This is a genomic window from Synechococcus sp. JA-2-3B'a(2-13) (genome assembly GCF_000013225.1).
Classification (GTDB): domain Bacteria; phylum Cyanobacteriota; class Cyanobacteriia; order Thermostichales; family Thermostichaceae; genus Thermostichus.
Window position 1 is genome coordinate 2,139,765 of the sequence record NC_007776.1, and the last position, 26,720, is coordinate 2,166,484.

Below are 26,720 nucleotides of genomic sequence, written 5' to 3' on the forward strand. Positions count from 1 at the left end.
CGGGAGAGGAGCTGGGAATGACTACCCTTCGCGTCAGCGGGACCGAGTCTTTAGATGATCTGAAACAAGCAGCAGCCCGAGCCGCGGTTCAAAAGGTGCAGTCGGGGATGGTGGTGGGGCTGGGCACGGGATCCACAGCCGCCTTTGCCGTGAGCGCCCTAGCAGAGCGGATGCAAACCGAAGGTCTCCAGATTATCGGCGTGCCTACCTCGGAGCGCACGGCTGAACAGGCCCGCTCCCTGGGGATCCCGCTGGCTACCCTAGAAGAGCAGCCGCGCCTGGATCTGGCCATCGATGGGGCCGACGAGATTGAAGTGGGATCCCTGAACCTGATCAAAGGGGCAGGAGGGGCCCTGTTGCGGGAAAAGTTGGTGGAGGCCAGCGCTGCCGAGCTGATCATCATCGCCGATGCCTCTAAAAAAGTCGCGCAGTTGGGCATTCGCTTCCCGGTGCCGGTAGAGGTGGTGCGCTTTGGCTGGAAAACCACCTTGGCGCGGGTAGAGGCTCTGGGGTGCACAGCCACCTTACGGCGGAATGCCAACGGGGATCCCTACTTGACGGACGAGCAGCACTACATCCTCGACTGCCAATTCGGCCCCATGGCGGATCCTGCCAAGATCGCCGATCAACTCAAGGGGACGGTGGGGGTTGTGGAACATGGCCTGTTCATCGGCATGGCCAAAGAGGCAATCATCGCCCTCCCGACTGGGATCGAAACGCTGCAACCCAGCTGACAACTTCCTATACCCAGTCGTGTATTGGCGTTGCCCAGGAACTGGGTTTACAGCTTTTTCCGACTTCATGGGAGTTCCGTAGCCAAGCGGGAGCCTTCCCACGCAAGAGATTGATTGACACTGGCTGTGGTAAACAACGCTGAAAAAAGCTGTACAGCTATCCCCAACTCCCCTCTCCCCCTGGGAGAGGGGCTGGGGGTGAGGGCTGACTCCCCCTGGGAGAGGGGCTGGGGGTGAGGGGGAGCGCTTGGGAAATGTCTCAATCGGGTCTGAAATGACCATAGACGAAGAGGCTGTAGGCGAATTGGAGTTTCTGCCCGATGCTGACCTTACGAACTGTGGCTGACCTGCTGCAAACTCCCCTGCAGGGGGATCCCCATTTGTTGGGTCTTCCCGTCCAAGCCATTTGCACCGACAGCCGCCAACTCCAGCCAGGCTCAGTCTTCGTGGCGCTGCGGGGGGAACGGTTTGATGGACACAACTTTATTCCACAAGCTTTGGCAAGGGGGGCCGTTGCCGTCATCAGCCAGCGTCCGGTGGCTGGGCCCCATTTTCAAGTCTCAGATACCCTAGCTGCCTACCAGCGCATTGCCAGAGGCTGGCGGGAGCAGTTTCCCCCCTCCGTAGTAGCCATCACGGGCTCAGCAGGCAAAACCACCACCAAGGAAATGCTGGCGGCTGCCCTATCCCGCTACGGCACAGTTCTCAAAAGTGAGGCCAACCACAACAACGACATCGGGGTTGCTCAAACCCTGCTCCAGATGCGACCGGAGCATCAGTTTGTGGTTCTGGAAATGGCCATGCGAGGCCCCGGAGAAATTCGCCGCCTGGCTCAGATGGCTCAGCCCACCCACGCCTTGATCACCCATATTGGCACCGCCCACATCGGCAGACTGGGATCCCGCGCGGCCATTGCTGCTGCCAAGTGCGAGCTGCTGCAGGAGCTAGGGCAGGGGGTGGCTCTGCTGAATGGAGAAGATCCCTTGCTGTTGTCTACCGCCGCCAGCCTGTGGTCGGGACAAACCCTTACCTATGGCCTGGATCAGGGGGACTTACGAGGAGAATGGGATCCCCAAGCCCAAACGGTAACCGTGGAGGGCCTAACGCTGCCGGTGCCCTTGCCGGGAAGACACCATGCCCTCAACTGGATGGGGGTGCTGGCTGCTTTGCGCAGCTTGGGGCTGGATTGGGAGCGGCTCCGAGAACCCATCGCCTTGCCTACCCCTCTGGAGGGGCGCAACCGCCATCTCAAGCTGGCAGGAGATGTGGAAATCTGGGACGAAACCTACAACGCCTCGCCGGAAGCGATGATCGCGGCTCTACACCTGCTGGCCCAAACCCCGGGAAAACGGCGCTGGGCCATTCTCGGCCCGATGCGGGAGTTGGGAGAGCATGCGCCTCAGCTCTATGCAGAGGTGGGTCGGGCGGCTGCCCCTCTGGGGCTGGATCGGATCTTGCTCTTGGATCCCGAAGGAGAAATGCAACCGCTGCTCGACCAAAAACCGGCAGCCCAGACAGAACGCTGCGAGGAGGTATCCGAACTGCTGGAAATCTTGCTCCATCACGTGCAAGCCGGGGATCGGCTGCTGTTCAAGGCAGCGCGGGCTGTTGAACTGGAGCGGGTGCTGCACCGCTTTTTGCAGGAGTGGCAGGCGTAGGCTAAGCTAAGAAACGGCTGATGAAAAGCCCGCGTCCCTCTGTTGAGAGGGGCTTAGCCCAAGCCGGGCTCATTCCTCGTCGATAGCTGCCTTCTGTACGGCATGTACTACCACAATCCCTCTCTGCGCGAAGAACCCCGCGATCAACCGCCAACGGTGGTGCCCTCTCCTAGCAGCCTCTCCATTCTTGACTGGTTGCGCAAAGAGGGCCGGTTGATCGAGCAGCCCATTGAGGTCCCTGAGATGATTTTGGAAGAAGACATCGACGATATCGACGATTTGATCGGGGACGACTACGACGAAGACTTCGAGCCGGAAGAAGAGTAAGCACAACTGCCAGGATTATTACGAGCTCGTTAACTCATTTATCCCTTTGCTCGGCACCGTGAGGGTGTTATTTTTTGTGCTGCCGCTGGATAGACAGCTCGAGCAAACAAAACAGTACAGTCGTTTCAGGTTAGAGTGAGACGCCTGAGCTACCAAGAAAAGTCTTCCAGCCCCGCGCATTCAACGCTTCAGGTGTGGGTGCAGCGTTTTAGTTTGAATCAGAATGACTATAGATGCAGACAAACGTAACTGATCCCTCAGCCTCAAGGGATCCTTTTTCAGCCTGTTTTGGATTGCTCACCACCACCCTGCGATGATTGTTGCAAATCTAACCTTAGTGGAAGATACCCCCGCAGCCTTTGTAAGAAAGCATCTTGGGGCAGTAGAAACATCTTTTTCGGGGACTTTTTTCGATTTCTCACTTACCATGCAGTGCCCGGCAAAGTTCTCTCTACCTCTTTGGAAGCTGGGGAAGTGGTTACGGTCGAGGGATCCCCTGTGGAAATCTCTTTGGCTGATGGTGTCAAGGTCAACGATGCCAATGTGGTAACAGCCGACATTGAAGCTTCCAACGGCGTGATCCACGTCATCGACAAGGTGATCCTGCCCCCGCAAAGCTAACCTGTCGGTACTGAGGTTCTAAATCCTGCGGGGTCTAGTCCTCTGGCAGCCCCTGCCCCTAGTGGTGGGGGCTTTGCGTTGTCAGCCCGGCGATACTCAAGGGATCCCTGACCTTGGTCTGCTCTATAGGCTCTATAGGTCGATGCCAACGCTGGAAGCGTAGATCGCCTCCACCGACACGCCGGACACCCGTTGAGGACGCACGATCATGTACTCATTGTCCATTTGCTTGGGCAAGGTGATGAACTCTTCGCCGCCCACCATGAGGTTGTTGATCAGCTCGGTGTATTCTCTGGCTTCTTTGACCCGTACCTGCATGGTTTGTCCACCTTCCAGCATGATGTGGACAAGATATCCGTCAGGTTTTCTGGCCATGGATGCTCCTGCTGGGTGAACCGAAGGACGAGACGAGGGGTGTTCTTATGAACATTATTCCCCCTTTTGAGACCCCTAACCAACCCCTGACTCTTCCGTGAAATCTGGAATTGAGCTGCGCCAAACCGAATCCCAAGCCGTAGCATAGTGAAAGTGAAATGTGCTCATTTTAATCTTCCTCGCGCTCCATGCCCCATTTGCCTGATGTCTCTGCTGCCCACCGTGAGCTGGAGTGGAACGGAGTTCCTTCCACGCCGACAAACGACGCCCAACCCCTGAGCCGCTCTACCGTGAAGGATCCCATCACCGCCCGTTCCGACATCATCGCCGTCGGGGGAGCAGAGGATAAGGAAAATGAGCGCCACATCCTTTGGGAGTTCTTCCGCCGAGCGGGGGGAAAGTCTGCCCACATCACCATCGTGCCCGCGGCTTCTGGGATCCCGGCGGTGCTGGGGGAGATCTACGCCAACATTTTTCAGCAGATGGGGGCAGCCAGCCTCCAAGTTCTGGATATCCGCAGCCCGATGGAGGCGAGGGATCCCGATAACGTTGAGAAAATCCGCTTCTCCACCGGCATCTACTTTACGGGTGGGGATCAGGAGCGGCTGGCGGAGGTGCTGGCCCACAGCGAGCTGATGGAGGCCATTCGACAGCAGTGGCAGCGGGGGCAGACGGTAATTGCCGGAACCAGCGCCGGAGCTTCTGCGTTGGGGCAGCAGATGATCTCCCGCGGCTACAGCGGAGAACCGCCCACGCCGGCAATTGTAACGGTGAAGACAGGCCTGGGCCTTTTGCCTCGCGTCATCATCGATCAACATTTCCATCAGCGCAATCGCCTGGTGCGGCTGGTCACGGCGGTGGCCCACTATCCCCAATGTTTGGGTATCGGCATTGATGAGAATACGGCGGTGGTGATCCAGGCCGACGATGTGATGGAGGTGATCGGCTTGGGGACGGTGACGATTGTGGACGGGACGCAACTGTACTCGACCGTTCAGGAGGCGGCAGCGGATGAGTATTTTCGGCTGCACAATGCCCGCATTCACTTTTTGCCGCCGGGATCCCGATTCGATCTCAACACCTTGTCTCCGCTGTGACCGGTGAAAACTTTGTCCTGCCGAGGCGGCTGGACTGGCGCAACCTCAACACCCTCTGGGGATCCCTATTGGCCGAAACCTTGAGTCGGCTGGGTTGCCGTTTAGCGGTGGTGTCTCCGGGATCCCGCTCAGCCCCCCTGACCTACGCCCTGGCCCAGCACCCCAACATCGAGGCGATCCCGGTGCTGGATGAGCGGTCGGCAGCCTTTTTTGCTCTGGGGTTGGCCCAGCAAACCCGGCAGCCCATCCCCCTGGTGTGTACTTCCGGCAGCGCTGGCGCTCACTTTTTCCCAGCTCTCATCGAGGCGGCAGAAAGTGGCTGGCCGCTTTTGGTTTTGACGGCGGATCGGCCCCCGGAGCTGCGCCACTGCCGCGCCGGCCAAGCGATTGACCAGGTGAAGCTCTACGGCCATTACCCCAACTGGCAGGCGGAGTTGGCCCTGCCCAGCGCGGATCCAGAAGCCCTGGCCTACTTGCGCCAGACCCTGGTTCACGCCTGGGAGCGCACCCTTTACCCCTTCCCCGGCCCTGTGCATTTGAATGTGCCCTTCCGGGATCCCTTGGCTCCCATTGCCGATGGCAGCACTGCGCCGCTGCTCCATCTACAGGAAGATCCGGAGTTCGAGAAGACCTTTTTTCGTGGGGTTGCTCCTCCATGCACCGGCTCTTCCTTGCAGGCGGTGCGGAGCCCTTTTCAGACGGAGACGGTTTCTTTTTGGCAGGAGTGGCGCGGCTGTGAGCGGGGGGTGATCTTGGCGGGGCCGGCTCAACCGGCGGATCCCCAGCGTTATGTGGAGGCAGTGGCCCATTTGGCGACGGCTTTGGGGTGGCCGGTTCTGGCCGAGGGGCTCTCTCCCCTGCGCAACTACGCTTCCCTCAACCCCTATCTCATCACCACCTACGATCTCATCCTGCAGCGGGATCGGCCCCAGCTTTGGCCGGAGCAAGTCATCCAACTGGGATCCCTGCCCACCAGCAAAGCGCTGCGGCAAACCCTGGCCAAGGTTGCTCCCCGCGTTTGGCGGTTGGATCCCCGTCCCGACAATGGGGATCCCCTGCACAACCCCACCACCCACTTGCCTTTCGCCGTAGAGGAGTGGGTCGCCGGGATCCCGGAAGCGCCGGCCAAGCGAACAACTTTTCTGCAGGGCTGGCTGACAGCGGAAGCACAAATCCGTGCTGCCCTAGACCAGGCCATGACTGACCTATCGGAGTGGTTTGAAGGCAAGGTTGCCTGGTGGCTGGCCCACCACTTGCCCCCAGAGACTCCGCTGTTTATTGCCAACAGCACGCCGGTGCGGGATGTGGAGTGGTTTTGGCCCCCCAACGACCGCCGCATCCGTCCCTACTTCAATCGCGGCACCAACGGCATCGATGGCATTCTCTCTACCGCCCTTGGGGTGGCCCACGGCTCTCACAAACGCCCAACGGTGCTGCTGACCGGGGATCTGGCCTTTCTCCACGACAGCAGTGGCCTACGGCTCGGCCAACAGGTGCGGGGATCCCTGACCATTCTCCTCATCAACAACCAGGGGGGTGGGATTTTCGAGCTGCTGCCCATTGCTGAAGTGGGCCGTCAAGGGCCAGATCCGCCCTTTGAGCCCTACTTTGCTACTCCCCAGTTGGTGGATCTTGCCCTCCTCTGCCAAGCCCACGGCATTCCCCACCGGCGGGTGGAAAGCTGGCAGGAGCTGGCCCAAGCTTTGGATCCCTTGCCTGCCCAAGGGGTGCGGGTGTTGGAGATCCTTACGGATCGAAAAGCCGATGCTCAGCGGCGGCGGGACTGGTTTCAACAGTGGTCGGAGCTGCCATCCAAGCCTTGACCTGCTTCCAGATCTGCTCCGGCAAATCCTCAGCTTCGCAGTCCAGCCACAGGGCCACGCATCGACCCCTTCCCGACAGGGTGCCGTAGGCATGGCCCTTTTGGATCCCCAGCATGGCTCGAAACCAAGTCATCTGCCGCTTGGCAAATTGGCGGGTGCGCCGCACAATCAGGGGTTGCAGTTCGGCTTCCGGGATCCGCCCCTCCAGGTAAGCGCCGATCTCCGCATAGCCCAAGGTCTGCAAGAGGGGTAAGTCTGGCCCGTAGCGCTCCCGCAGGGTTTTCACCTCCTCGATCCACCCCCGCTCCATCATCTCCGCCGTGCGCCGGGCAATGCGTTGTTCCAAACGGGGCATTGGGCAGCGCAGCCCCAGGATCAAGATGGGGTAATGGGGGGGATGAGCCCGCCTTAGGCTGGAAGCCGGCTTCCCGGTGGTGTAAACGATCTCCAAAGCCCGCAGCGTGCGCACCGCGTCATGGGGATGAATGTGCTGGGCGGCAACGGGATCCAACTGCTGCAGCCAGGCGTAGCGGATCTCAGGGGGCCAAGTTTCCAGTTGTCTTCTCAGTTGGGGCTGCGGGGGTACAGCAGGGATCCCTAGGCCAGCAGTCACCGATTGGATGTAGAGACCGGTGCCCCCCACCAAGATGGGAGTCTGTCCCTGCCGATGGGCCTCGGCGATGCGGGCTTGGGCCGCCTGCTGAAACTCAGCCACCGTGTAGGTGTGGCAGGGATCAACAATGTCGATCAACTCGTGGGGCCAAAGGGCCTGCTCGGCGGGGGTAGGCTTGGCTGTGCCGATGTCGAACTCGCGGTAGACCTGGCGAGAGTCCGCATTCAACAACGGGGATCCCAGCCGTTGGGCCAAAAGCAGTGCCTGTCGAGATTTCCCGGTGGCCGTGGGGCCGGCAATGACGATCAATCCCGGCCATTCTGTCCGGTCAGAAGCTGCTGCAGCGGGAATGCCATTCTCGAGGGTAATGCGCATTCGCTACCCAAACCATCGGCAGGGCAGACTGGCAAGCAACTTTCCTCAGAGACCAGATTAAGATTCTCGAAGAACCTTGTCTCTTTGGGTTAGGATCGGTTACTTACTACCCTGCTTTTTTGCTGTGCTGATCTCATCCTACATTCCTGCTTCGACGGTTTTGAGGGGCAATGGGCCACAGCCGCAGCCAGTGGCGCAGTTTTTACCTCTCCGGCTAGAGCTGTTCGCAAGGCGCGGCCTCAGCCAGATTGGACGGGCAATTGGAACAGGGTTGCTGATGGCTATGCTCATAGGTGTCCCTTGCTCGGCGCGGGGGGAGACCTTGGTGCTCAAGCAGGGAGAAGTGCGCACTCTGCCCCTGTTGCAAACCCGGGCTCGGCTGCCCTTGCAAATGGAAATGCTCTATCTGGGCATGGTCGAGGAGCGCTTCTTGAGCTACGCCCGCGCCAACAATTGGGAGACCCTTTCTAGCGACCGGGAGGATCCCCGCTGGAGCCGCTGGCAACTGCGTCCTGGGGGTGAAGCCCTTTACCTGCCCGATTCCCCTTCATCTCAGAACTCCTTGGAGCCCCCCATCTATGCCCGTGGGTTTTATGTGCAAGCCTATTTTGTCGGCGGGCGCCTGGCGGGAATGCACCTGATTCGCAACCCTGAAGAGCCGGGCTTCAACTTGAAGGCCCTGCAAAGGCTTATCCGCGCCTGGTTTCCCGATAATCGCCTGATGTTGTATTACCAAGTGTTGCCAGAGGATCCCGAGCAGCAGGTGCTGGGCGCCTATTTGGGCACCATTCCTCCTCCCTACCTTGCCGATATTCGGCGCAACCACGTGCCTTTTTGTCAGACTTTTTTCAGCCCCACTTTGCCCCAGCCGATCATCCCACCCTCCGTCGATGGGCCTCCCCATTGCTTGGGCACGACTGCTGCCAACAGCGGGACGGCGCCTCACGCTGCCCAGAAAGAGACTGCGGCTATGCGCTAGTTGCAACAGTGTTGCGTAGCAATAAGGTTGTGAGGCTAAAACCATTCCCCCTCTGTGGACGAAGAGCCGGGAGTGGGGGGCCAGATTAAGTCAGCGGCGCAAAGCGCCAGGGCCAAGCTGGATTTTAGAAGGGAGCAATTTCCTTCAAATCAAACTGTCACCAGCTCGGGACGGCGGCTGTTGCGAATGCTGCGAATGGCTTCGGCATAGTCTTTGGCTTTGAACACTGCCGAACCGGCCACAATGGCGTTGGCTCCTGCTTCAATCACCTGCCAAGCGTTGCTGGCTTTGATGCCGCCATCCACCTCGATCCAGGGATCCAGGCCCCGCTCATCGCACATGGCCCGCAACTGGCGAATTTTGGGCACCACTGCCGGAATGAAGCTTTGCCCGCCAAATCCGGGGTTGACACTCATGATCAACACCAGATCCACCAGATCCAGCACGTATTGGATCAGCTCCAAAGGGCTGGCCGGATTGAGCACCACGCCCGCTTGCTTGCCCAGATCCTTGATTTGGCTGAGGGTGCGGTGCAGGTGAATGGTGGAGCTGGACTCTGCGTGCACGGAAATAATGTCGGCCCCTGCCTTGGCAAAATCCGCCACATAGTTCTCCGGCTCTACAATCATCAGGTGGACGTCCAGGGGCTTGGCCGTCACCGGGCGCAGGGCTTCCACCACCAACGGGCCGATGGTGATGTTGGGCACAAAGCGGCCATCCATCACATCCACATGGATCCAGTCGGCCCCCGCCTCATCCACTGCCCGTACTTCCTCCCCCAACCGGCTGAAATCGGCTGAAAGGATGGAAGGGGCGATCACAATCGGCTTTTGCCCAGAGGTCGCTGACGGCTGCACCATGGTGAGTCCTGGGGATTGAAAACAGAGAAACGGAGAAACCTGCTCCTCTATGGTACGGGGTTTGATCCCCTTTGCAAAGCGTCATATCCCCTCTCAGCTTGGCACTCAAGGCTCCAGGGGGGACGTGGACTCTCGCGACAGGATCCCGTTCGCGTTGGCGGAACGGAGTCCTTTCAAGCTCGCATCGCCGGGCCACAGACCCTGCAAGACTTGGGCAACACGGTGCCAGGGATCCAGCCGTTCCGTTCGCGTTGGCGGGACGGAGCCCTTGCTGCTTTGAGGCTCTGGAGAAGACTGCTCAGAGGGAGCGGGATCCCTTTCTTCCAACTGCAGAGAAAGCTGCTGCAACTGCATGTAGATGCTGTTCACGGCCAGCATGGCCAAGACCGTGCCAAAAAACTTGGTGCGGGATCCCATAGGTCAACCCCTGTGCGAGAACAAGAGTAGGGTCGTCGCCGGTGCGTTAGCTCCACCTTAGCTCACAGGTTTGGCTGGCTGTTGCGAGAAAATAAACCTGTTTGCACCAGATCCTGCAAAGCCCTCGGGTCAAGATCCGCCGCCAAGACGATGACTACTCCACGAAAGCCAACCTACCAGCACCTGCACACCGCCCTTTGGGTAAGCGATCTGGCCAGAGCCGAACATTTTTACGGGACAGTGCTTGGGATCCCCAAGGTGGAACGGTTGCCGTTTGACTTTCCCGGCGCTTGGTATCAAGTGGGTTCCTCCCAAATTCATTTAATCGTGGCCGAGGAGCCGATGGATCCACGGCAGCGAAGCGGAACGGGATCCTCAAAGTGGGGGCGTAATCCCCATGTGGCGCTGGGGGTAGATGACTTGGAAGCGGTGAAGGCTCGCCTGCGGCAGGAAGGGTATGAGGTGCAACCGAGCGCTTCCGGGCGAGCGGCAGTGTTCGTCCGGGATCCGGATGGGAATGTGATAGAGCTAAGCTCGATTAGCGCAACTTAGCCATGAGCCATCTCCCCTCAGCAATGCCGCCGGTTGCAACAGCGTTGCGTAGCGATATGGGTTCTCGTTGCCAGTTCGATCCGGCCATCAGCCTGGTCAGTTCCGCACAGATGCAGCGCATTGAGGAGCAGATCTTCTCTGCCGGCATGCCCGTTGCCGCTCTGATGGAGAAGGTGGGGCTGGCCGTTGTTGCTCAGTTGCAGAAGGATTTTCCGCAAGCCCATCGCATTGGGATCCTCTGTGGGACAGGGCACAACGGTGGCGATGGGTTGGTGGTTGGGCGGGAGCTATGGCTGGCCCAAAAGTCGGTGAAGGTGTGGCTGGGCAAGCCGGATCTCAAACCCCTGACGGCAGACCACGCCCGCTATCTCAAGGCGCTGGGGGCAGAGTTTGTGGAGAGTCTTGAAGAGCTGGCCGATTGCGATTTGTTAATTGATGCCCTGTTTGGGATCGGTCTGAACCGGCCTTTGGGGGAGCCTTGGGCGGGGGCGGTGGGGTGGGCCAATGGCAGTGGGATCCCCATCCTCAGCCTGGATTTGCCGTCTGGCCTCAACGACCAAACCGGGGAAGTCTGGGGCTGCTGCATTCGCGCCAGCCATACCTATACCCTTGGCCTTTGGAAACGGGGGCTGTGGCAGGAAGCAGCTCTGCCTTGGGTAGGACGGTTACATCGCGTTGATTTTGGGATCCCCCCTTGGGCCTGCCCAGAGGATGAGGTTCCCCGGTTGTTGCTGCGGCCTTGGCAGCACTTTCCTGCGGATCCCCCTTTGGATACCCACAAATACCGCCAGGGATCCCTGTTGTTGGTGGCAGGCTCGGCAGCCTATGCTGGAGCAGCGGTGTTGGCGGGGCTGGGATCCCGCGCCAGCGGGGTGGGCATGGTGACGATGGCGGCGCCGGCGGAGTTGAAAGGACTGATCCACAGCGCCTTGCCAGAGGTTTTGGTTCATGCCTGGGAAGGGATCCCTTCTCTGCCGCCGGTTGCCGAGAAACCCTTTCAGGCGGTGGCCGTGGGGCCGGGCTTGGGAGAAACCCGTTTGCCCCTGCTGGAGATCCTGCTGCGGGATTGGGCCGGGATCCCCTGGGTGATCGATGCGGATGGGCTGAATGCTCTGGCGGAGATGGGGGTAGAGCGCCTTCAGGAAAAAGGGATCCAGGCCATCCTCACCCCCCACCTGGGGGAATTTCGGCGGCTTTTTCCGGGGATCCCGCTTGGGGATCGCATCGAGGCAGCCCAAAGGGCGGCAGCCCAGAGTGGAGCAGTGGTGGTTTTGAAAGGGGCGCGGACGGTGATCGCCTCTCCCACTGGGGAATGCTGGGTGAACCCGGAAAGCACACCGGCTTTGGCCCGCGGTGGCAGCGGCGATGTCTTGACCGGTTTGATCGGGGGCCTAGTGGCGCGAAGAAGAGCTCAAGCCGGTCAACCTTTGGACGCTCCCGCCCTGCTCAGTTGCGCCTGTGCGGGGGTGTGGTGGCATGCTCAGGCGGCTGTCCATCTGGCGCAAGAACGCGGCCTAACGGGAGTGGATCCGGCACGGCTGGCGGAGCATTTGCCCCAGGCGCTGCAAGCTCTTCAACAGGAGGAAGTTGTTCATACCGTGTCGCAGGCGGGTGAATAAATACTCTAAGTCATAGCCCAAGCCTTCCTGCTTGCTCCTACCCTCCACTAGGGGTCACCCGGTAAAGGGCACAGGAATAGAATTCTGGCTGGTTACTCGAAAGCCTTGGACAGGCCACCAAACCAAAGCCCGCATCCTCCACCACTATCTTCTCCGGCTGCAAGCTAAAATCCTGCGGGATCCGGAAAATCGGACTCAGGGATCCCTGAGGGGACACCCGTGCCAACCCACTGCGCCAAGACCCTTCTGCATCTTCCAAAAGACGACTCTGCCCCAACAAAGCCACTAAGTTGGCTCCTTGTAGGTCAATATCCCGGATGGGTACAGAATCTCCACCATTTTGTTCTCGTATCACCCGCCCATCCACCACTACCGCTAGCCCCTGACTGGGATTGGCCTTGAGAATACTCGGATTCCCTTGGTTATTGGCCAGAAAATAATACTCCTGCCCGACGAGCTTGGTTGCGGAGTTATCCGAGATAAGCGAAAACCCAGGCGGGAAAAAAGCACTCAAATCCATCACCTGAGTGGTTTGCCCTGTGGCATCCACCTGCAGCAACTCCTGACCACAACAGGAACGCAGCCAATCCCGACTTTGCCGAGCCATAATCACCGGGAAGCTATACCGGGTGAAAACGACGCTATTGCCCACCTGAACGAGGTTGGATAGGTATTCTGCAGTTCCTCTTCCGAAGGCCCCAAATGGGAGATCATCCACAAACGTCGAGACTTGGCCCTGGGCATTCACTTTGTTCAAAACCCCCACATTCCGGGTTCCAACCCCTGCATCAAAGCTCCGAGTGCCTTTCAGCAGCATCACCCCATCTTCAAATGCACCGATTCTGCGGAACCACTCTGAATAGCCTGGCCATTCATTTTTTTCTGCATTGTTTGACCAAGAAGATTAATTAGAGTTTCTTGGACATTAAACCTTTGCAATAGTGGCCTTAGAATATCATTTGCATTTGGGGCTTTTAGAAGAACACGAGCATATTGCCACGCTTGAGGGTCTGACAGTTCTGGCAGTGCTTCCCGAATCTTGAGTGCAATGGATGCAACGATTTGAAAGGTTGGGTTGTCTGCTGCTTGAGTTACATTTCCAGACGCAGTTATTCCTCCCAAAGCCATGCTGTAAGCAAGCCGATAGTTTGCGATGTCTTGCTCGAACCCAATATTGTCTTTGAGTCGGATCAATACATTCTCTTCATTTCCTCCAATGGCAGCAATGATTCTATCACGATTATCCTCAGCGTCACGTATTTCAGTTGCCAGTCCGTTAATATAGTAAATTTTAGACTTGAGGACAAGTGCAGCGGTATTGAAGCTGAAATTGGGAGAAATAACTGAGTGAATATTTGGTCTGTTTGGTAATGAGCAAGACTTGAGAATCAGTACAGACAGGCAACAGCACAATAAAACAACAAGACGAACAGTATTTCGACCGAACATCCATTTATCCTCACTAATCTAGCGAATTGGGTCAGTACATGTCCATTCTTCTGCGCCAACGACTTGTCCAGAGAACTTGGCATCAACTGTTAAATCTGCAATGACTCTTTCTTGAGTGTTAAGCATTTGAAATTGCACTTCCCTTACTGCCTCAGCAACCTCATCAATGAGATCAAATTGATCAACTCCGCCGAATGCCAATCTTGCACATCGCTCTGCTCGGAAACCATCAAGCACTCTTGCACGCACCTGGTCTCGACTATCCCTGTCAACATTCACGATGCTTGCCTGTAAAGCTTTGGCGTATCGCAGCATGGCCTTCCGCTTCAGCTCATCATTGGGATACCGGCGGTAAATCCAGCGCTGCACATCATCACGCACGCCATCTCCATCGGCATCAATCCCCTCCAAAGTTTGCTTGCCCGCCTCCCCTGGATCCGGTGGCAAATTCGGAAACAATCTATCCAGTTCATCGACCGGGATCATATCTGGAGAGGGATCCTCACCCGGATTTTCTGGCACAAATCCAGTAGTGGGATCAGGATTGGGCTCTTCTTCTGCACTGGGGGTAGAACCTCCCCCGCCACTGCACCCACACAGCAACACCAACACAGAAGAGAGCATCAACATAAGCAGTATCCTGAGGCCGTTCATAATCGCCTTGGTTCTAGCAGTTCAAGTGGCACAAGTGACCCCCACAGGGATCCGGCAATCCTTCTATTGGAGCTACAAGCAACACAAAATTAGGGCAGGGATCCCTAGAAGGAACTCTCTCAGGAGGATCTACCGTTCATCACCCGACAAGAGCAAGACTGGATTTGCAGCCTGATGCTCAAGCAGAAACTAACATCTGCTTCAACAAAGTGCAAGTGCGCTGCAACACACGGGCTCAATCTTTAGATTCGTCAGCGTATGATACGGAGCCCTTTTTTGAAGGGGAGAACCTTTAATGGCTGAATCCATCAAGCCAGGTGGTGAGGTCAATCAACGACTGGAACTCCAGCAAGGCTAGACCCAGCTCTTCTAAGCGTTCCACTGGCAACGCGCGAATCTGACTTTCCACCTCCTCAGGCAGGGATCCCATTTTGCCAATCTTCTCAGTGGGAAAAGCAGCCAGAAAGGAGTGACCACCTCAGGGATCCCCGTGGATTGTAGTTGACTGAGCTTGATTAGGGTCTTAGGAACCCCAGCGCTAAACCCAAGATAATAAACAAGCCAAAGCCAATCCGATAAACAATGAACAGCCAGGTGCTGCTGCGCTGCAAAAACTGAATTAGCCAATCGATAGACAAGTAGGAAAAGACGAAGGCCGAAAGCGTCCCCAACCCCTGCGGCAGCAGGGCCTCTGCCTCGAACTCGGAGATAAACTCCACAACCCCCGCCAAAAATAATGCCGGGATCCCCAGCAAGAAGGAGTAGCGAGCGGCAGCCGAGCGCTGCAAATGGAGAAACAGCCCTGCCGTCAGCGTCGAGCCGGAGCGCGACACCCCAGGGATCAGGGACAAAGCTTGGGCCAGCCCTACCCAGATCCCATCCCAAATGCCTAAGCTGTGAAGGTCTCGCTGGCGTTTGCCCGTTTGCTCTGCCCAGCCCAACAACACAGCCAAGCCAATGGCTGCGGTGGCGATCACCCACAACTGGCGGGGCGGGGATCCCCAAATGGCCTTGATGGCCCAGCCGGCAACCACAATTGGCACTGTTCCCACCAGGATCCCGACCGACAGCCGCCAAGGCTCCTGCTGAAAATCTCGTTCTCGCCAAGCCTTCCAAGAGCCGAGGATCAACTGGCGCAGGTCAGAGGCAAAGTAGATCAGCACCGCCCCCAAACTGCCCAACTGGATCACCGCCGTAAACGAAGCTCCCGCATCCGGCCACCCCACCAAAGCCGGAAACACCCGCAGATGGGCCGTGCTGCTAATGGGCAGAAATTCGGTGATCCCTTGCACCATGCCCAAAATTAGAGCCTGCCACCAATTGGGATACCAGGTGTCAGCAAGCAACAAGGTAAACACTCCCCCACCCAAACTTGCCGGATTTGCACAATCCCCATTCTTAGAAAAACTCAGAACTCCGGCTTTTTCCAGCAGCCCATACCACGGCGAACAAACACTTGGAGAGGGATCCCACCCCAACTGGCCGGGAACTTGGGTGTCGCTGTCCCAGACCCGCAAAAGGGCTGTGCCTATAGGATCGCCGCAAAGATCGACAGTAGGTCAGATCATCGGGTCAATAGATCAGAAGCCAATCCGCTCTGGGTCTTCAATGGTAATCAGCCAGTTGCCCACATTCCGGAAGAGGGGGTTGGGTTCCGTACCCCGTACCCGCGCCTCCACCCGATAGATGCCGGCAGACGAGGGGTTGCGCACATTGGAGAGCACCAGACGGATCTCCTGACCGGCAGCAATGGGTTGACGGGCCACCACCTCTAGAGAGCGAAACTCCTCGTTCCAGTACACTTGATCCAGCTCTACAGGGCGGCCTTCTACCTCCAGGCGGACACTTTCCGGATCGATGCGGCCATCGAAATTCCTGTCCCCGTTGATCTGCACTTCTGCCACCGCCACATTCTGGGGGGGAATGGTCAGGCGATAGCGATCCAAACGACTGCGAACCCCGCCAAAATCGAGCCGATAGCTGAGGACAGGTACCCCTTCACTGCCGGTGATCACCAAACCCGACTGCGCCTCTGCAGAATGGGGCATCACCAGGGATCCCAGGCTCCCCATCACCAGAACCGCCAAGGCCAGCCTCATTCCTCGCCGAGCAAGGCCAAGTTCCTGCGAACATTTCCCTGCTCTCATCACTGCTCTCAACACCCAAACCTCCGCTGGTTGAAACACCTCAGCACCTTCAAAGCTCACTAGCGCGGCCTGTAGACAGCCTGACCGATGGCAAGCAAGGCCGACGCCTCGCCGTCCATTGTAGAGGATGGGATCCCCTCTACCGAGAGAGCTTAAGGCTTATCGAGGTGCGGAAGTGCGTAGTTCGTCCAGGATCCCAGACAAAAACTTTGGGCCGCCACACCCACGGTGCAGCTCCCACGCAACGCTGATTGCGACCACAAGGTGACCTTCGGTGGATTGGCCCTCGCCCTTCTACGGCTTCACTTGAGGAAACTCAGCACCCCCACCCCGATCACCATCAGCACCCAGAGCAGGGATCCCACCAAAATCACATTCTTGGCCCGGCTCCAGTCGCTGGCTGAGCTGTAGAGCACTGGCACCGCCACCACCAAGAGCAAGCTGTAAAGCACCAACACCAACAAAGCAATTTGGAAAACGAGCATCATCTTGCGGATCCCTCACAAAAGTCTTGTCTTGGATAAAAGCTCCCGGCAACACCGGACGGCAGCAGGATAGAAAGGATAACGCTTTGACTATACCAAAATGGGATCCCTCTCAAAGCCAAATCCGTTGGGGCAGTTGATGGACTCACCTGGATACAGGCTGGAGGCGGAAGGGGTTAAAGTCGGTTGCCACATCGAAGTAGTCTTCTTGTTCTTGCTGCTTTAGCCAGCCGGTAATGGCATAGGTCAGGGGCGTAAACGCCACCTCAACGGCACACTTGAATACATAGTTGGAGAGTATTAAGCTGTCCAGGCCAGGGAACACCCCCCAAAAAGCCAAAGTGACAAACAGACCCGTGTCCACCGCTTGGCCCACCAAGGTAGAGCCGATGGTGCGTGTCCACAGCCACCGTCCCCGCGTCCACACCTTCATGCGGGCCAGTACGTAGGCGTTGGCAAAGCTGCCTCCCCAATAGGCGATTAAGCTGGCCAGCACAAGGCGGGGCGTCAGGCCCAGAATCTGGTCGTAGGCTTCTTGATAGGGCCAGTCGGGGGCGGCCGGCAGGGATCCCACGATCATGAATGTCACCGACATGAGGGCCGCCGAGAGAAATCCCAGCCAGATCACCCGTCGCGAGCGGGCATAGCCATAGACCTCCGTGAGGATGTCGCCAAAGATATAGCTGAGGGGGAAGAGAATGGTGCCCCCGTCAAAGGTAAAGGGCCCCAGAAGAACGATCTTGGTCGAGGCGATGTTGGAAATCAGCAGCACGGCCACAAATAGAGCCGTCACCGCATCCAGGTGCCGATAAGCTCGCTCAAAAACCCTCTCAGACATCAGGATCCTCCTAGAAGTTTACGGATCTGTCGCAGCTCCTTGACGATCAAGGCCAAACCCTGGGCATGTCGCTCCACTTCGCCGGCGAGCTTGCTGATCTGGGCCTCCAGATTGCTGCTGCGGGATTCCTGACGCGCCAGGCGTTGGTTGATCCCAGAAAGCCGCGCCACCACCTCCCGCTGGATCAAGTTTTCCGTACCTTGAATCAGCAGCGTCTCGATGGCGGTGAGCCGGTTCAGAATCAGTTGGGTGTTGGTTTCGGATCCCGGCTCCGGTGCAGCGGCAGGGGCAACCTGGAGGACCTTTTGGATAAGAGCCAAAAGGGCATCTGCCTCAAACGGTTTCTCGATGAAATCAAAATCGACAAAGGGCTCAGGAATGCGGGCAGTCACCTGTTCCTTCAGCCCCGACATCATGATGATAGGAGTATTTTTCAGACTGTCTTCGCGGCGGATGGCCTGCAAGGTGTCATAGCCATCCATCTTGGGCATGACAAAATCCAGCAGGATCAGGTCGGGGTGATGTTTTTTGGCCGCTTCCAGCCCTGTCAACCCGTCTTTGGCCTCCACCACTTGGAACTGATCGGCCAAGATGCTGGCCACCATCTTGCGAATCATGATGCTATCGTCAATGACCAACACCGTCTTGGTTGTCATGCTGAGGCGCTCCCTCTTCCCATTATCAAATCGACCTGATCAGCCCCTTCCTCCAGCTCATAGGGCAATCGGGGACATCCTTTTGAGGACACCACTAGAGTACTCCCCTGCTTGGCCAGATGGGGTGTGCTCAGGGATCCAATTCCGCCAGGTTTTCCCCGCGCCCAGCGGCTGCCGGCCCGGCGTGGCCGCCTTGCTATAATTAAGTGTAAACAAACGTTAAGCCTTCATTCTTCATTCGCACCTTGCAGGGTTATGAGCCTACAACTAAGTCCTGAGCTGTCGCTGCCGATCCCATCTCCAGTCGGAGAAGCTGCCTACCGCGCTTTTCAGTGGGGCAAAAACATCTTCGGCTTTGCCCACAAAGCGCTCTCCACCCAAGCTTCAGATCTGATGCTCTCCGTGCTCAGGGATCTGCAAAGCTTCTCCTCCGGGAGGACCCCGCCGCCGCGGGCCAAGGTGCGGGTGAGCGCTGACACGCTACAGGTGTTGCGGGCCCGTTACGAACAACTCCTGCAAGCGGACTGGCAAGATGCTGAGGCAGGGTACTACCCGCACGCGCTCCTGTTCGACAACCCCTGGCTGGACTTTGCCCGCTATTACCCACAGGTGTGGTTGGATTTGCCGCAAATTACTCGGCGGGTTCACAGCAAGCGTTACCAAGAGTTTTCTCAAGACATCTCCACCGAGGGCTATCCGAAATACTACCTGCAAAATTTTCATTACCAAACCAACGGCTACCTGAGCGACAGCTCGGCTGAGCTTTATGACCTGCAGGTGGAGCTGCTGTTTGGGGGCACAGCGGACGCGATGCGCCGTCGGGTGATTCGCCTGCTCAAAGATGCCTTGGATCCCACCTTGGTCAGCCCCCACATCCTCGATGTAGCTTGTGGCACGGGGCGGATGCTGCGCCTACTGCGGGGATCCCTGCCCAAAGCAGCTTTGTATGGCCTGGATCTTTCTCCTGCCTATCTGCGCAAGGCCAACCGACTGTTGCAGGAGCTGCCGGGGGAGCTGCCCCAGCTTATCCGCGCCAACGCCGAGGCCATGCCCTATGCCGATGCCACCTTTGACGCCGTCATCAGCGTTTTTCTCTTTCATGAGCTGCCTGGCCCGGCCAGACAAAATGTCATCAACGAGATGAGTCGGGTGGTGAAGCCAGGGGGCGTGGTGGTCATCTGCGACTCGGTGCAACTGCTGGATTCGCCAGAGCTGAAGGAGACGATGGAAGCCTTTATGCAAACCTTCCACGAACCCTACTACCGCGACTACATCCACGACGATCTGGGGGTGCGCCTGCAACAGGCAGGCTGTGCGGTGCTGCGCCGGGAGACTCACTATGTCAGCGCCTACACCCTAGCCCGTAAGGGTTGAGCGCCCTTTCCACAAGTTAAGAGGAAGAGTAAATCGGCGGTCACTTGTCCAGAGGGTGTATAGTAGTTTTAGACACGAAACCTTGGATGAGAAGACGGGCCACTGACTGGATAACCTTCAGGTGCAAGTCCGTCCGAACTCTTTTCTTGTACTTAGGCTCATGTCCCACCCCCATGGATCCCTCCGCGCCGGTATCACTGCTCTCAAGCAGGAGCGCTACCTGGAGGCGATCAACCTTCTCGAGTCCTTCTGCTACTGCTGTTCCATCCAAGAAAGACAAGAGAGTTTGTCCCGCCGCCTGAGCGAGCGCAATGGCTCGAGGGCAGATCCGGAAGAATGCGTTTTGGCTCGTGTAGCTCTGATCATGGCATATCAGGGCAGTGGTGACTTGGAGCGCTCAACTGCCCTTTGCCAAGAGCTGTTGGAGGAGAAGGAAACTCCTGAGTCCGCTCCCTGGGCTCGGGAATGGGCAGCTCAGGCTCTACCTACCCTCAAGCAGGCTTCAGAACACTCCATGCCCCCTGAGGAAGTCATGGCGCGGCTACCCGTTCTCCGGCAGTTGGAAGACTGTCAGCCGCTGTGTAGCTCCCGCGATCCGGCTCCGCATCTGCTCAAATCTGCCTCTCTCTGAGGGAGAGGATCTGCAAGGAGCGGTGGACGCCCGGCTCTAGCCTTTATTCTCAACACAGTTCCACAGCAATCTTATGTCTGCTGCCGAACCGACTACCTATCATTTTGTCGTTGCCAGCCTGTCTTTCTTACGTTCTGAGCCTCTGGAAGAGGTGCTGGAGGAGCGTCGTCGATACTGCGAGGAGCACCATCACCCTGTCGATTTCTTCTGGGTGCCGCAGCCGGCCTTCATGGAGGCTCCAGAGTTAAAGCCCCTGCGGGACAAGTTGAAGGAGCCCCTGGGGGCAGTGGTATCCACCAACGCGGATTTTATTCGTTGGCTGAGCCTGCGCCTGACTTTTGTGGAAAAGGGCAGCTTTGTGGCTCCCAGCGAGTCGATCCCGGATCCCTTGCGCTCCTTGTCTGCCGCAGGAAGCTAGGCCTGCCGATTCCCAAGATTTGGGTTGGTGGATTGGAAGGCGGGCCAAGATAAGATCGGGGCACCCCATTTCCACTTTTGTTTGCTGACGGGATCCCATTCTGTTGTGGGGCCGACGTCGGGGAAATGGGCAGGTCACCTGGGGAGCATGATGACTTTGGAGCAACGATGGGGCTGGCCGGAGGGAGGGGCAGGGATCTGCCACCCCAATTCCCCTCTCCAGAATCCCCCACCTGCGTCAACGCCAACTTGGGGGCTGAAGTCAGAAGCTCTCTTGCCTGAGCCGACAGCAAGCCCCGCCCTCAGCTCGCCGGAGTGTTCTCCTGGGGATCCCCTGCCGGAGCCACCTCCTGAGGATCCCGAAAAGGGGCAAAAAGCAGAGAAGGAAGATCAAGGTCTGTCTGAGCCGGGCCTGAGAAACTTTCTTGCCGTGCTGCGCCGACGCAATTTCCTGCTGCTGTGGATGGGGCAGGTGTGTTCGCAGTTGGCGGACAAGGTGTTATTGGTGCTGCTGATCGGCTTGGTTGCCCGCGAATTTCAACCTGAAGGGGCTTCCATCAGCGGTTGGGTCTCGGCCATCATGCTGGCTTTTACGCTGCCGGCGATGCTATTGGGCAGCCTGGCAGGGGTATTTGTGGATCGCTGGCTGAAAAAAGGGGTGTTGGTGCTCTCCAACCTGGGGCGTGGGATCCTAGTGCTGCTGTTGCCGCCGCTGCTCTGGCTCACTGCCGGGCGCGACCTTTGGCCGGGGATCCCCTTGGGGTTTGCGGGGCTGTTGCTGGTGAGCTTTGCCGTCTCGGTTCTAACCCAGTTTTTTGCTCCTGCCGAGCAGGCGACTTTGCCCCTGATCCTGCCGAAAGGAGAGTTGCTGGCGGCCAACTCCCTGTACACCACCACGATGATGGCTTCGCTGATCGTCGGGTTTGCCGTGGGGGAGCCGCTGTTAACCCTGGCGGATCGTTGGATACGCCATTGGTTGCCGGGCTGGGAAGTGGGGCCGGAGCTGTTGGTGGGAGGAGCCTACCTCTTGGCGGGATCCCTGCTATTGCTGCTGCAACCCCACGAGAAGCTGGAGCCCCGGCGTTGGGAAGTCCCTCACCTCTGGGAAGATCTCCGCTTGGGCCTGCAATATGTCAGCCAGATGCCCCTGATCCGAGCTGCCTTGGTGCAGGTGGTGGTGCTTTACTCGCTGTTTGCGGCGCTGGCAGTTTTGGCGGTGCGCATGGCTGAAGTGATGGCAGAGCTGAAGCCGGATCAGTTCGGGGTGTTGTTGGCCGCTGCTGGCCTGGGCATGGGGATCGGCGCCTTTTGGGTGGGCCATACGGGCCGACGGGTGAGCCGCCGCGCCTGGGTTGGCCTGGGATCCCTGCTGCTCTGTGGGGCTCTGGCAGCCCTATCCTGGACGACCCACTGGTTGCTGCCCAGCTTGGGCTGGATTGCCCTGTTGGGCTGTGGGGGGGCTTTGGTGGCGGTGCCGATGCAAACCTTGATCCAAGAGGAAACGCCTGACCATCTGCGAGGCAAGATCTTTGGGCTCCAGAACAACGCCGCCAACATTGCCCTCAGTTTGCCGCTGGTGTTCACGGGATTGGCGGAAGCCCGCCTTGGCCTTCCCTGGATGTTTGTGGCCCTGTCTGTTCTGGCGGGGCTGGCGGGGCTGTACACCTGGAGCCTATTGGGCAGAGAGGTCTCGTAAATCCTGCCGCAGCGCGAGGTTGGATATCCTCTTCCGAGGGGACGGGCCAAGGCAGGAGCTAACTCTGCTACTCTTGTAGAGGCTTGAGCATCGAGACTCCCTTTGCAGCTCAGCGTTTTAGCTCCGCGGGGATCCGCCCATGCACATCGCCTGGATAGGCAAAAAAACACCTTTCTGTGGCAACGTCACCTATAGCCGCGAGGTGACCAACGGCCTTTTGGATCGAGGGCATCAAGTGAGCTTTTTTCACTTCACCAACGAGGGCCAACCGCCCGCTCTGGATCCCGGTGGTGAAGGCTGGAGGGCGGAGCTGGATCGTCGAGACGTTTCCCTCCCCTGTCTGTACAAATCGCAGATTTACACGATCCCGGCCCCCAACGCCAAGCGGTTGCTCACCCAGGCTCTCAAGGAATTGCAGCCGGATCTGGTGCATGCCTCCTTGACCATTTCTCCCATCGACTTTGTGTTGCCGGAGATCTGCGCTGAGCTCAACCAGCCGCTGGTGGCTACTTTCCACCCTGCCTTCGACCGACGGCGGCGCAACATCGCCTCTCGCACCCAATACTTGGCCTACCAGCTCTACGCACCGTGTTTGGCCAACTATCACCGCACCATCGTCTTCTCGGAAACGCAGCGGGAGATCTTGGTCAAGCTGGGGGTGCGCCCCCAACAGGTGGTGGTCATTCCCAATGGGGTCGATGTGGACAAGTATGCGCCTGGGCCCTCCACCCTCAAACAGCGGTTGGGACTGGAGCGGATCTTCGTCTATCAGGGGCGGGTTTCGCCGGAGAAAAACCTGGAGGCCCTGCTCAAGGCTTGGAAACACGCCCAAATGGGGGAGAAGTGTGGTCTGCTGATCGTGGGGGATGGGCCGCTGCTCAACACCCTCAAGCCCTTCTACACCCTTCAACATGGGATCCACTGGCTGGGCTATATTGCCGACGAGCAGCAACGCATCGAGATCTTGCGAGGAGCCGATGTGTTTATTTTGCCCTCTTTAATCGAGGGGCTCTCTTTGTCCCTGTTGGAGGCGATGGCCTGTGGGCTGGCAGCAGTGGCCACCGATGTGGGTGCTGATGGAGAGGTTTTGGCCGATGGAGCCGGGATCCCGCTGGATCCGACACGGGTGACAGCAGAGCTGCAAACGCTGCTGCCTTTGCTGCGGGATCAACGGGAGTTTACCCAACTGCTGGGGATGAAGGCCCGCCAGCGGGTGCTGGAGCGCTATACCCTCAGCCACAACCTCAGCCAGGTGGAACAGCTCTACCGAGAGCTGTGCCAGGGATCCCGTCAGCATCGCTGGGTGTGAGGGATGAGTGTGATGAAGCTTGTGATATTTTTGCTAAGCTGTTTCGTTACGTTTCCAAGGGATTAACGCCAGTCTTCCCGATGGATGATCACAGCCCCCAAAAGGCCGTTTTAGGGCAGCCCCCTGCCGGGCTGTCAGATTCTTTGTGGTCAGAGTCCTTGCTGGCCCAGGATTCGGGCAAAAATCCCCTCCCCCCCAATGCTCCGTCGCTGTCGCCCACGGACAATTCGGGGGACTTGCGCTCAGCTCAGACCGGCCAGGATGAGGATCCCACCTCTTCAGGTGCCGTTGCGTCCGATGATAGAGAGCTGCCGGAGGTCAAGCCGGCCATTGTGCCTGCCCCTGCAATGCCGGATCGGGTGGCAGAACTGGAGAGAGAACACCATCGGATGCAGTATCTGCTGGCGTGGCTGGCTTTTGCTCTGCGCTCTTTTAACAACTTGAACCAGATCCTGGAGCTGACGGCTTTTGTGGCCAGCCAACTGACCGATGCCGAAGGCGGAGCCCTGGTTTTGTTCAATCCCAACGGCACCATCCAGTTGGATCAACTGCATTGTTCCGATCTCAATCACCGCGAGCAGATTCGGGCTGAGATGGAGCAAATTACCCAGACCCTCTCGGCTCAAGAGCCCATCCTCAAAACGGAGGGATCCCTGTCTGTTAAGATCCCTGCCCTGGAACACCTCTTGGACGAACGGTTCCGCCAGAGCTTGGGGCCGGATGTACGCCTTTTCGGCACGCCGCTGCTGATTCGCAACTCTGTCCAGGGTCGCTTGTACGTCTTCAGCCGTCAGCCTGGCTACCACTGGGATGAACGTCGCCAACAACTGTTGCGCTTGGTCGCCGATCAGGCAGGGGTGGCCATCGAAAATGACCGCTTGACGGCAGCCTTGCGCCGCAAGATGGCCCTGGAAAAAGAAATGGAGATTGGCTCTTACATCCAGACCCAACTGCTACCTCGGGAGTGCCCTCAAGTCAAGGGGATTCGCTTGGCAGCCCGTTGCCGGGTGGCCAGCAAAGTGGGGGGCGACTACTATGACTTCATCAAGATTCCCGGCGAACGCCTGGAAACATCCGACTCATCTGAAGAAACGGCAGGCTTTCGCTTGGCCATCGTCATTGGGGATGTGATGGGCAAAGGGGTGCCCGCCGGCCTGTTGATGACCATGACCCGCGCCATGGTGCGGGCGGAGGCCCTCAACCGCCATTCGCCGGCCCGTGTTCTGCAACATCTGAACCGGGCCATGTACAGTGACCTGGAAAACTCCAATCGCTTCATCAGCCTGTTTTATTCGGAGTACGATCCCCGCTCCCATCGCCTCTGCTTCAGCAACGCGGCCCACAACCCCACCCTGTGGTGGCAGGCCCGCACCCGAGAAATTCAACCCCTGGACACAGAGGGGGCGCTGATCGGCTTGGAAGAAAACAGCCACTACTCGGAAAGCTGCGTGCAACTGCAACCCGGGGATGTGGTGGTGTACTACACCGATGGCTACACGGAGACAGCCAACACCCGCGGCGAGCGCTTGGAAACCTCTGGGCTGATGGACGCCATCCAGTACGCTGCCCGTCGCTACGACTCCCCCGAAGACATTTTGGAGAGCTTGTTTGAGCAGATGGATGCCTTCCGAGGCCGTCGGGGATCCCATCCTCTTCCCCTATGGCTGCCCGAGGATCCAGAGCTCCTGTTGCAGGATGAAATTTCCCTGCGGCCTGAGCCCGTGGACGACACAACGCTGGTGGTGTTGAAGGTGTTGCCCGACTCCGAGCCAGCCTAGGTCGTGTTGATCTTATGTTAGGATAGAGGGAATAATTTATAGAGGAAAGAGGATGAAGTTGGTTTTTTTAGATGAAAACAAATGGCAGAAGATATTGGCTTTTTTACAGACAGAAGAGAGAGTTAACATTGGGAAAGAAGCAAACTGCAAACAGTTTATTGAAGCAGTTCTTTGGATAGCCCGTTCCGGTGCTCCTTGGCGCTACCTCCCAGAAGGATATGGCAAATGGTACACCATCTATCAAAGATTCCACCGGTGGAGTCGTTTTGGAGTGTGGGAACGGATGTTCAAGTATTTTATTGACGACCCTGATTTAGAGCATCTCATTATTGATTCAACCATGGTTCGAGCGCACTCCTGTGCTGCCGGAAAAAAGGGGAGCAAGCTTTGGGGAGAAGCCGAGGCGGATACAGCACCAAGATTCATGTGAGTGTAGATGGGTTGGGAAATCCGCTGGAATTGAGAATAACTGGCGGGGAAAAGAGCGATATTACTCAAGGGGAAGAATTGATAGAGGGCTGGCAGAGAAAGGATACCAAAGTAATTGGGGATAAAGGATATGATGCGGATAAGTTGATTGAGAAGATAGGGGAAGCTCAAGCGGTTATTCCGCCTAAAAGGAATAGAAAGACGCAGCGGCATTATGACAAGCATCTGTATAAAGAGAGGCATTTAATCGAATGCTTTTTTCATAAGTTAAAGCAGTACCGGCATCTATTTTCTCGTTTTGACAAATTGGCCAGGAACTTCTTGAGTTTTCTCTATCTCGTCAGTGCTCTCTTTTGGCTCAAATGAAAGATCAACACAACCTAGCTAAAAAAGTTCAAACTCAGGGTTAATGACAGCAGGCCGCAACGCTCACAATAGCTCAAGCAAGCTACTCAACGCTACTGGGCTGGGCAGCAACGGTGGGTTGGTTGACGTGGTTTTGCCGGACTACTAGGCTAGTTGGTTAGTTCTGGCATGCGTTCTGCATGGGCTAAAGCCTGCTCCAGCTTTAGTCTGTGTGGCTCTCTCAGAGAGCAAGGAGCGGCTACCTGCAGCTTGCGGGGAAGTCACGCCTGTGGAGATCCCTCTGGCGGGGCAGTGGGGGTGATCTCTGCTGCCAGCCATAGTTCGTTAAGGCAGGAAGAAAGCAGAAGCGCGGCAGACGCTGAGCACTCCGCGCCGCCGGTGCGAGTGGAAGTGTTTGTTGGCGTTTCGTAGGTCTTTCAGAGCGGTACGCTCTAGCTGGTG

General features: G+C 57.8%; 29 protein-coding genes. 16 read left to right on the top strand and 13 right to left on the bottom strand.

Features of this window, described 5'->3' with window-relative positions:
- Positions 1 to 17 precede the first annotated feature (17 nt).
- From rpiA to CYB_RS15530, 4 genes are all read left to right on the top strand, one after another.
- Entirely contained in the window at positions 18 to 734 is a 717-nt protein-coding gene (rpiA, locus tag CYB_RS09715) for a ribose 5-phosphate isomerase A (RefSeq protein ID WP_011433624.1), read from the top strand.
- 320 nt (positions 735 to 1,054) lie between these two features.
- Positions 1,055 to 2,392 carry a UDP-N-acetylmuramoyl-tripeptide--D-alanyl-D-alanine ligase gene (gene murF / locus CYB_RS09720; RefSeq protein WP_011433625.1) on the top strand — a complete coding sequence of 446 codons (1,338 nt, stop codon included), beginning with the start codon at positions 1,055 to 1,057 and terminating at the stop codon, positions 2,390 to 2,392.
- Between the two features lie 102 nt (positions 2,393 to 2,494).
- Positions 2,495 to 2,719, top strand: a complete 225-nt coding sequence (locus CYB_RS09725) for a DUF3134 family protein (protein ID WP_011433626.1) — start codon at positions 2,495 to 2,497, stop codon at positions 2,717 to 2,719.
- Positions 2,720 to 3,007: 288 nt separating this feature from the next.
- Entirely contained in the window at positions 3,008 to 3,340 is a 333-nt protein-coding gene (locus CYB_RS15530; protein WP_011433627.1) for a fasciclin domain-containing protein, read from the top strand.
- Between the two features lie 132 nt (positions 3,341 to 3,472).
- Here the strand turns inward: CYB_RS15530 and CYB_RS09735 are convergent, their stop codons facing one another.
- Positions 3,473 to 3,715 (bottom strand): hypothetical protein, encoded by a 243-nt coding sequence (locus CYB_RS09735; RefSeq protein ID WP_011433628.1) that lies wholly within the window; start codon positions 3,713 to 3,715, stop codon positions 3,473 to 3,475.
- A gap of 188 nt (positions 3,716 to 3,903) precedes the next feature.
- Here CYB_RS09735 and CYB_RS09740 point away from each other — a divergent pair, with 188 nt between their 5' ends.
- On the top strand, positions 3,904 to 4,812 hold the full coding sequence (locus CYB_RS09740) for a cyanophycinase (protein ID WP_148202746.1): 909 nt from the start codon (positions 3,904 to 3,906) through the stop codon (positions 4,810 to 4,812).
- Positions 4,809 to 6,635 carry a 2-succinyl-5-enolpyruvyl-6-hydroxy-3-cyclohexene-1-carboxylic-acid synthase gene (menD, locus tag CYB_RS09745; RefSeq protein ID WP_011433630.1) on the top strand — a complete coding sequence of 609 codons (1,827 nt, stop codon included), beginning with the start codon at positions 4,809 to 4,811 and terminating at the stop codon, positions 6,633 to 6,635. Before CYB_RS09740 ends, menD begins: the two co-directional genes overlap by 4 nt.
- Here the strand turns inward: menD and miaA are convergent.
- Positions 6,559 to 7,623 (bottom strand): tRNA (adenosine(37)-N6)-dimethylallyltransferase MiaA, encoded by a 1,065-nt coding sequence (miaA, locus tag CYB_RS09750; protein ID WP_011433631.1) that lies wholly within the window; start codon positions 7,621 to 7,623, stop codon positions 6,559 to 6,561. The two genes, menD and miaA, sit on opposite strands and share 77 nt — an antisense overlap.
- A 277-nt stretch (positions 7,624 to 7,900) precedes the next feature.
- On the opposite strand from miaA, the gene CYB_RS09755 reads away from it, so the two are divergent.
- The gene (locus CYB_RS09755; protein ID WP_187147229.1) at positions 7,901 to 8,602 is read left to right on the top strand and encodes a hypothetical protein; all 702 of its coding nucleotides are present in this window, start codon (positions 7,901 to 7,903) and stop codon (positions 8,600 to 8,602) included.
- Between the two features lie 149 nt (positions 8,603 to 8,751).
- On the opposite strand, the gene rpe is transcribed toward CYB_RS09755, so the two are convergent.
- Both rpe and CYB_RS09765 read right to left on the bottom strand, forming a co-directional pair.
- Positions 8,752 to 9,462 carry a ribulose-phosphate 3-epimerase gene (gene rpe / locus CYB_RS09760; RefSeq protein WP_011433633.1) on the bottom strand — a complete coding sequence of 237 codons (711 nt, stop codon included), beginning with the start codon at positions 9,460 to 9,462 and terminating at the stop codon, positions 8,752 to 8,754.
- Between the two features lie 105 nt (positions 9,463 to 9,567).
- The gene (locus CYB_RS09765; protein ID WP_011433635.1) at positions 9,568 to 9,879 is read right to left on the bottom strand and encodes a hypothetical protein; all 312 of its coding nucleotides are present in this window, start codon (positions 9,877 to 9,879) and stop codon (positions 9,568 to 9,570) included.
- A gap of 150 nt (positions 9,880 to 10,029) precedes the next feature.
- On the opposite strand from CYB_RS09765, the gene CYB_RS09770 reads away from it, so the two are divergent.
- Both CYB_RS09770 and CYB_RS09775 read left to right on the top strand, forming a co-directional pair.
- Positions 10,030 to 10,431 carry a VOC family protein gene (locus tag CYB_RS09770; RefSeq protein ID WP_041436641.1) on the top strand — a complete coding sequence of 134 codons (402 nt, stop codon included), beginning with the start codon at positions 10,030 to 10,032 and terminating at the stop codon, positions 10,429 to 10,431.
- Between the two features lie 2 nt (positions 10,432 to 10,433).
- Entirely contained in the window at positions 10,434 to 12,050 is a 1,617-nt protein-coding gene (locus CYB_RS09775; RefSeq protein ID WP_148202747.1) for an NAD(P)H-hydrate dehydratase, read from the top strand.
- A 37-nt stretch (positions 12,051 to 12,087) separates the two neighbouring features.
- On the opposite strand, the gene CYB_RS09780 is transcribed toward CYB_RS09775, so the two are convergent.
- The 9 genes from CYB_RS09780 to CYB_RS09815 form a co-directional block, all read right to left on the bottom strand.
- Positions 12,088 to 12,867 carry a hypothetical protein gene (locus tag CYB_RS09780; protein ID WP_011433638.1) on the bottom strand — a complete coding sequence of 260 codons (780 nt, stop codon included), beginning with the start codon at positions 12,865 to 12,867 and terminating at the stop codon, positions 12,088 to 12,090.
- The gene (locus CYB_RS09785; RefSeq protein ID WP_041436643.1) at positions 12,867 to 13,499 is read right to left on the bottom strand and encodes a hypothetical protein; all 633 of its coding nucleotides are present in this window, start codon (positions 13,497 to 13,499) and stop codon (positions 12,867 to 12,869) included. Before CYB_RS09785 ends, CYB_RS09780 begins: the two co-directional genes overlap by 1 nt.
- A gap of 18 nt (positions 13,500 to 13,517) precedes the next feature.
- Positions 13,518 to 14,129: a hypothetical protein gene (locus CYB_RS09790; protein ID WP_041436645.1), complete on the bottom strand. Its 612-nt coding sequence runs from the start codon at positions 14,127 to 14,129 to the stop codon at positions 13,518 to 13,520.
- Positions 14,130 to 14,445: 316 nt separating this feature from the next.
- The gene (locus tag CYB_RS14395; protein ID WP_011433640.1) at positions 14,446 to 14,583 is read right to left on the bottom strand and encodes a DUF4351 domain-containing protein; all 138 of its coding nucleotides are present in this window, start codon (positions 14,581 to 14,583) and stop codon (positions 14,446 to 14,448) included.
- 85 nt (positions 14,584 to 14,668) lie between these two features.
- Complete coding sequence (locus CYB_RS09795) at positions 14,669 to 15,502, bottom strand: undecaprenyl-diphosphate phosphatase (RefSeq protein ID WP_011433641.1); 834 nt, start codon at positions 15,500 to 15,502, stop codon at positions 14,669 to 14,671.
- A gap of 231 nt (positions 15,503 to 15,733) precedes the next feature.
- A complete protein-coding gene (locus tag CYB_RS09800) occupies positions 15,734 to 16,252 on the bottom strand; it encodes a DUF2808 domain-containing protein (protein WP_238376751.1) in 519 nt (172 codons plus the stop codon).
- Positions 16,253 to 16,602: 350 nt separating this feature from the next.
- Complete coding sequence (gene psbZ, locus CYB_RS09805) at positions 16,603 to 16,788, bottom strand: photosystem II reaction center protein PsbZ (protein ID WP_011433643.1); 186 nt, start codon at positions 16,786 to 16,788, stop codon at positions 16,603 to 16,605.
- Positions 16,789 to 16,930: 142 nt separating this feature from the next.
- Positions 16,931 to 17,623: a queuosine precursor transporter gene (locus CYB_RS09810; protein WP_011433645.1), complete on the bottom strand. Its 693-nt coding sequence runs from the start codon at positions 17,621 to 17,623 to the stop codon at positions 16,931 to 16,933.
- A complete protein-coding gene (locus CYB_RS09815; protein ID WP_011433646.1) occupies positions 17,623 to 18,279 on the bottom strand; it encodes a response regulator in 657 nt (218 codons plus the stop codon). Before CYB_RS09815 ends, CYB_RS09810 begins: the two co-directional genes overlap by 1 nt.
- Positions 18,280 to 18,534: 255 nt before the next feature.
- Between CYB_RS09815 and CYB_RS09820 the strand changes: the two genes are divergently transcribed.
- The 7 genes from CYB_RS09820 to CYB_RS14540 all read left to right on the top strand — a co-directional run bounded on the left by CYB_RS09820 (position 18,535) and on the right by CYB_RS14540 (position 26,279).
- A complete protein-coding gene (locus tag CYB_RS09820) occupies positions 18,535 to 19,653 on the top strand; it encodes a class I SAM-dependent methyltransferase (RefSeq protein WP_011433647.1) in 1,119 nt (372 codons plus the stop codon).
- A 160-nt stretch (positions 19,654 to 19,813) separates the two neighbouring features.
- Positions 19,814 to 20,284, top strand: coding sequence for a hypothetical protein (locus tag CYB_RS09825; protein WP_011433648.1), 471 nt, complete (start codon positions 19,814 to 19,816; stop codon positions 20,282 to 20,284).
- Between the two features lie 73 nt (positions 20,285 to 20,357).
- Positions 20,358 to 20,702 (top strand): MgPME-cyclase complex family protein, encoded by a 345-nt coding sequence (locus tag CYB_RS09830; RefSeq protein ID WP_011433649.1) that lies wholly within the window; start codon positions 20,358 to 20,360, stop codon positions 20,700 to 20,702.
- A 27-nt stretch (positions 20,703 to 20,729) separates the two neighbouring features.
- The gene (locus tag CYB_RS09835; RefSeq protein ID WP_238376752.1) at positions 20,730 to 22,397 is read left to right on the top strand and encodes an MFS transporter; all 1,668 of its coding nucleotides are present in this window, start codon (positions 20,730 to 20,732) and stop codon (positions 22,395 to 22,397) included.
- A gap of 139 nt (positions 22,398 to 22,536) precedes the next feature.
- The gene (locus CYB_RS09840) at positions 22,537 to 23,706 is read left to right on the top strand and encodes a glycosyltransferase family 4 protein (RefSeq protein ID WP_011433651.1); all 1,170 of its coding nucleotides are present in this window, start codon (positions 22,537 to 22,539) and stop codon (positions 23,704 to 23,706) included.
- A gap of 80 nt (positions 23,707 to 23,786) precedes the next feature.
- Positions 23,787 to 25,484 (top strand): PP2C family protein-serine/threonine phosphatase, encoded by a 1,698-nt coding sequence (locus CYB_RS09845; protein ID WP_238376753.1) that lies wholly within the window; start codon positions 23,787 to 23,789, stop codon positions 25,482 to 25,484.
- A gap of 52 nt (positions 25,485 to 25,536) precedes the next feature.
- A protein-coding gene (locus CYB_RS14540; RefSeq protein ID WP_076611515.1) for an IS5-like element ISSoc13 family transposase occupies positions 25,537 to 26,279 on the top strand; the annotation gives its coding sequence in 2 pieces (ribosomal slippage) (positions 25,537 to 25,855 and positions 25,855 to 26,279; 744 coding nt in all).
- Positions 26,280 to 26,720 lie beyond the last annotated feature (441 nt).

Coding starts and splice junctions, on each gene's coding strand:
- rpiA (WP_011433624.1), top strand. CDS start 18: ATGACTACCCTTCGCGTCAGCGGGACCGAGTCTTTAGATGATCTGAAA.
- murF (WP_011433625.1), top strand. CDS start 1,055: ATGCTGACCTTACGAACTGTGGCTGACCTGCTGCAAACTCCCCTGCAG.
- CYB_RS09725 (WP_011433626.1), top strand. CDS start 2,495: ATGTACTACCACAATCCCTCTCTGCGCGAAGAACCCCGCGATCAACCG.
- CYB_RS09735 (WP_011433628.1), bottom strand. CDS start 3,715: ATGGCCAGAAAACCTGACGGATATCTTGTCCACATCATGCTGGAAGGT.
- CYB_RS09740 (WP_148202746.1), top strand. CDS start 3,904: ATGCCCCATTTGCCTGATGTCTCTGCTGCCCACCGTGAGCTGGAGTGG.
- miaA (WP_011433631.1), bottom strand. CDS start 7,623: ATGCGCATTACCCTCGAGAATGGCATTCCCGCTGCAGCAGCTTCTGAC.
- CYB_RS09755 (WP_187147229.1), top strand. CDS start 7,901: ATGGCTATGCTCATAGGTGTCCCTTGCTCGGCGCGGGGGGAGACCTTG.
- rpe (WP_011433633.1), bottom strand. CDS start 9,462: ATGGTGCAGCCGTCAGCGACCTCTGGGCAAAAGCCGATTGTGATCGCC.
- CYB_RS09765 (WP_011433635.1), bottom strand. CDS start 9,879: ATGGGATCCCGCACCAAGTTTTTTGGCACGGTCTTGGCCATGCTGGCC.
- CYB_RS09770 (WP_041436641.1), top strand. CDS start 10,030: ATGACTACTCCACGAAAGCCAACCTACCAGCACCTGCACACCGCCCTT.
- CYB_RS09775 (WP_148202747.1), top strand. CDS start 10,434: ATGAGCCATCTCCCCTCAGCAATGCCGCCGGTTGCAACAGCGTTGCGT.
- CYB_RS09780 (WP_011433638.1), bottom strand. CDS start 12,867: ATGCTGCTGAAAGGCACTCGGAGCTTTGATGCAGGGGTTGGAACCCGG.
- CYB_RS09785 (WP_041436643.1), bottom strand. CDS start 13,499: ATGTTCGGTCGAAATACTGTTCGTCTTGTTGTTTTATTGTGCTGTTGC.
- CYB_RS09790 (WP_041436645.1), bottom strand. CDS start 14,129: ATGTTGATGCTCTCTTCTGTGTTGGTGTTGCTGTGTGGGTGCAGTGGC.
- CYB_RS14395 (WP_011433640.1), bottom strand. CDS start 14,583: ATGGGATCCCTGCCTGAGGAGGTGGAAAGTCAGATTCGCGCGTTGCCA.
- CYB_RS09800 (WP_238376751.1), bottom strand. CDS start 16,252: ATGAGGCTGGCCTTGGCGGTTCTGGTGATGGGGAGCCTGGGATCCCTG.
- psbZ (WP_011433643.1), bottom strand. CDS start 16,788: ATGATGCTCGTTTTCCAAATTGCTTTGTTGGTGTTGGTGCTTTACAGC.
- CYB_RS09810 (WP_011433645.1), bottom strand. CDS start 17,623: ATGTCTGAGAGGGTTTTTGAGCGAGCTTATCGGCACCTGGATGCGGTG.
- CYB_RS09815 (WP_011433646.1), bottom strand. CDS start 18,279: ATGACAACCAAGACGGTGTTGGTCATTGACGATAGCATCATGATTCGC.
- CYB_RS09820 (WP_011433647.1), top strand. CDS start 18,535: ATGAGCCTACAACTAAGTCCTGAGCTGTCGCTGCCGATCCCATCTCCA.
- CYB_RS09825 (WP_011433648.1), top strand. CDS start 19,814: ATGTCCCACCCCCATGGATCCCTCCGCGCCGGTATCACTGCTCTCAAG.
- CYB_RS09830 (WP_011433649.1), top strand. CDS start 20,358: ATGTCTGCTGCCGAACCGACTACCTATCATTTTGTCGTTGCCAGCCTG.
- CYB_RS09840 (WP_011433651.1), top strand. CDS start 22,537: ATGCACATCGCCTGGATAGGCAAAAAAACACCTTTCTGTGGCAACGTC.
- CYB_RS09845 (WP_238376753.1), top strand. CDS start 23,787: ATGGATGATCACAGCCCCCAAAAGGCCGTTTTAGGGCAGCCCCCTGCC.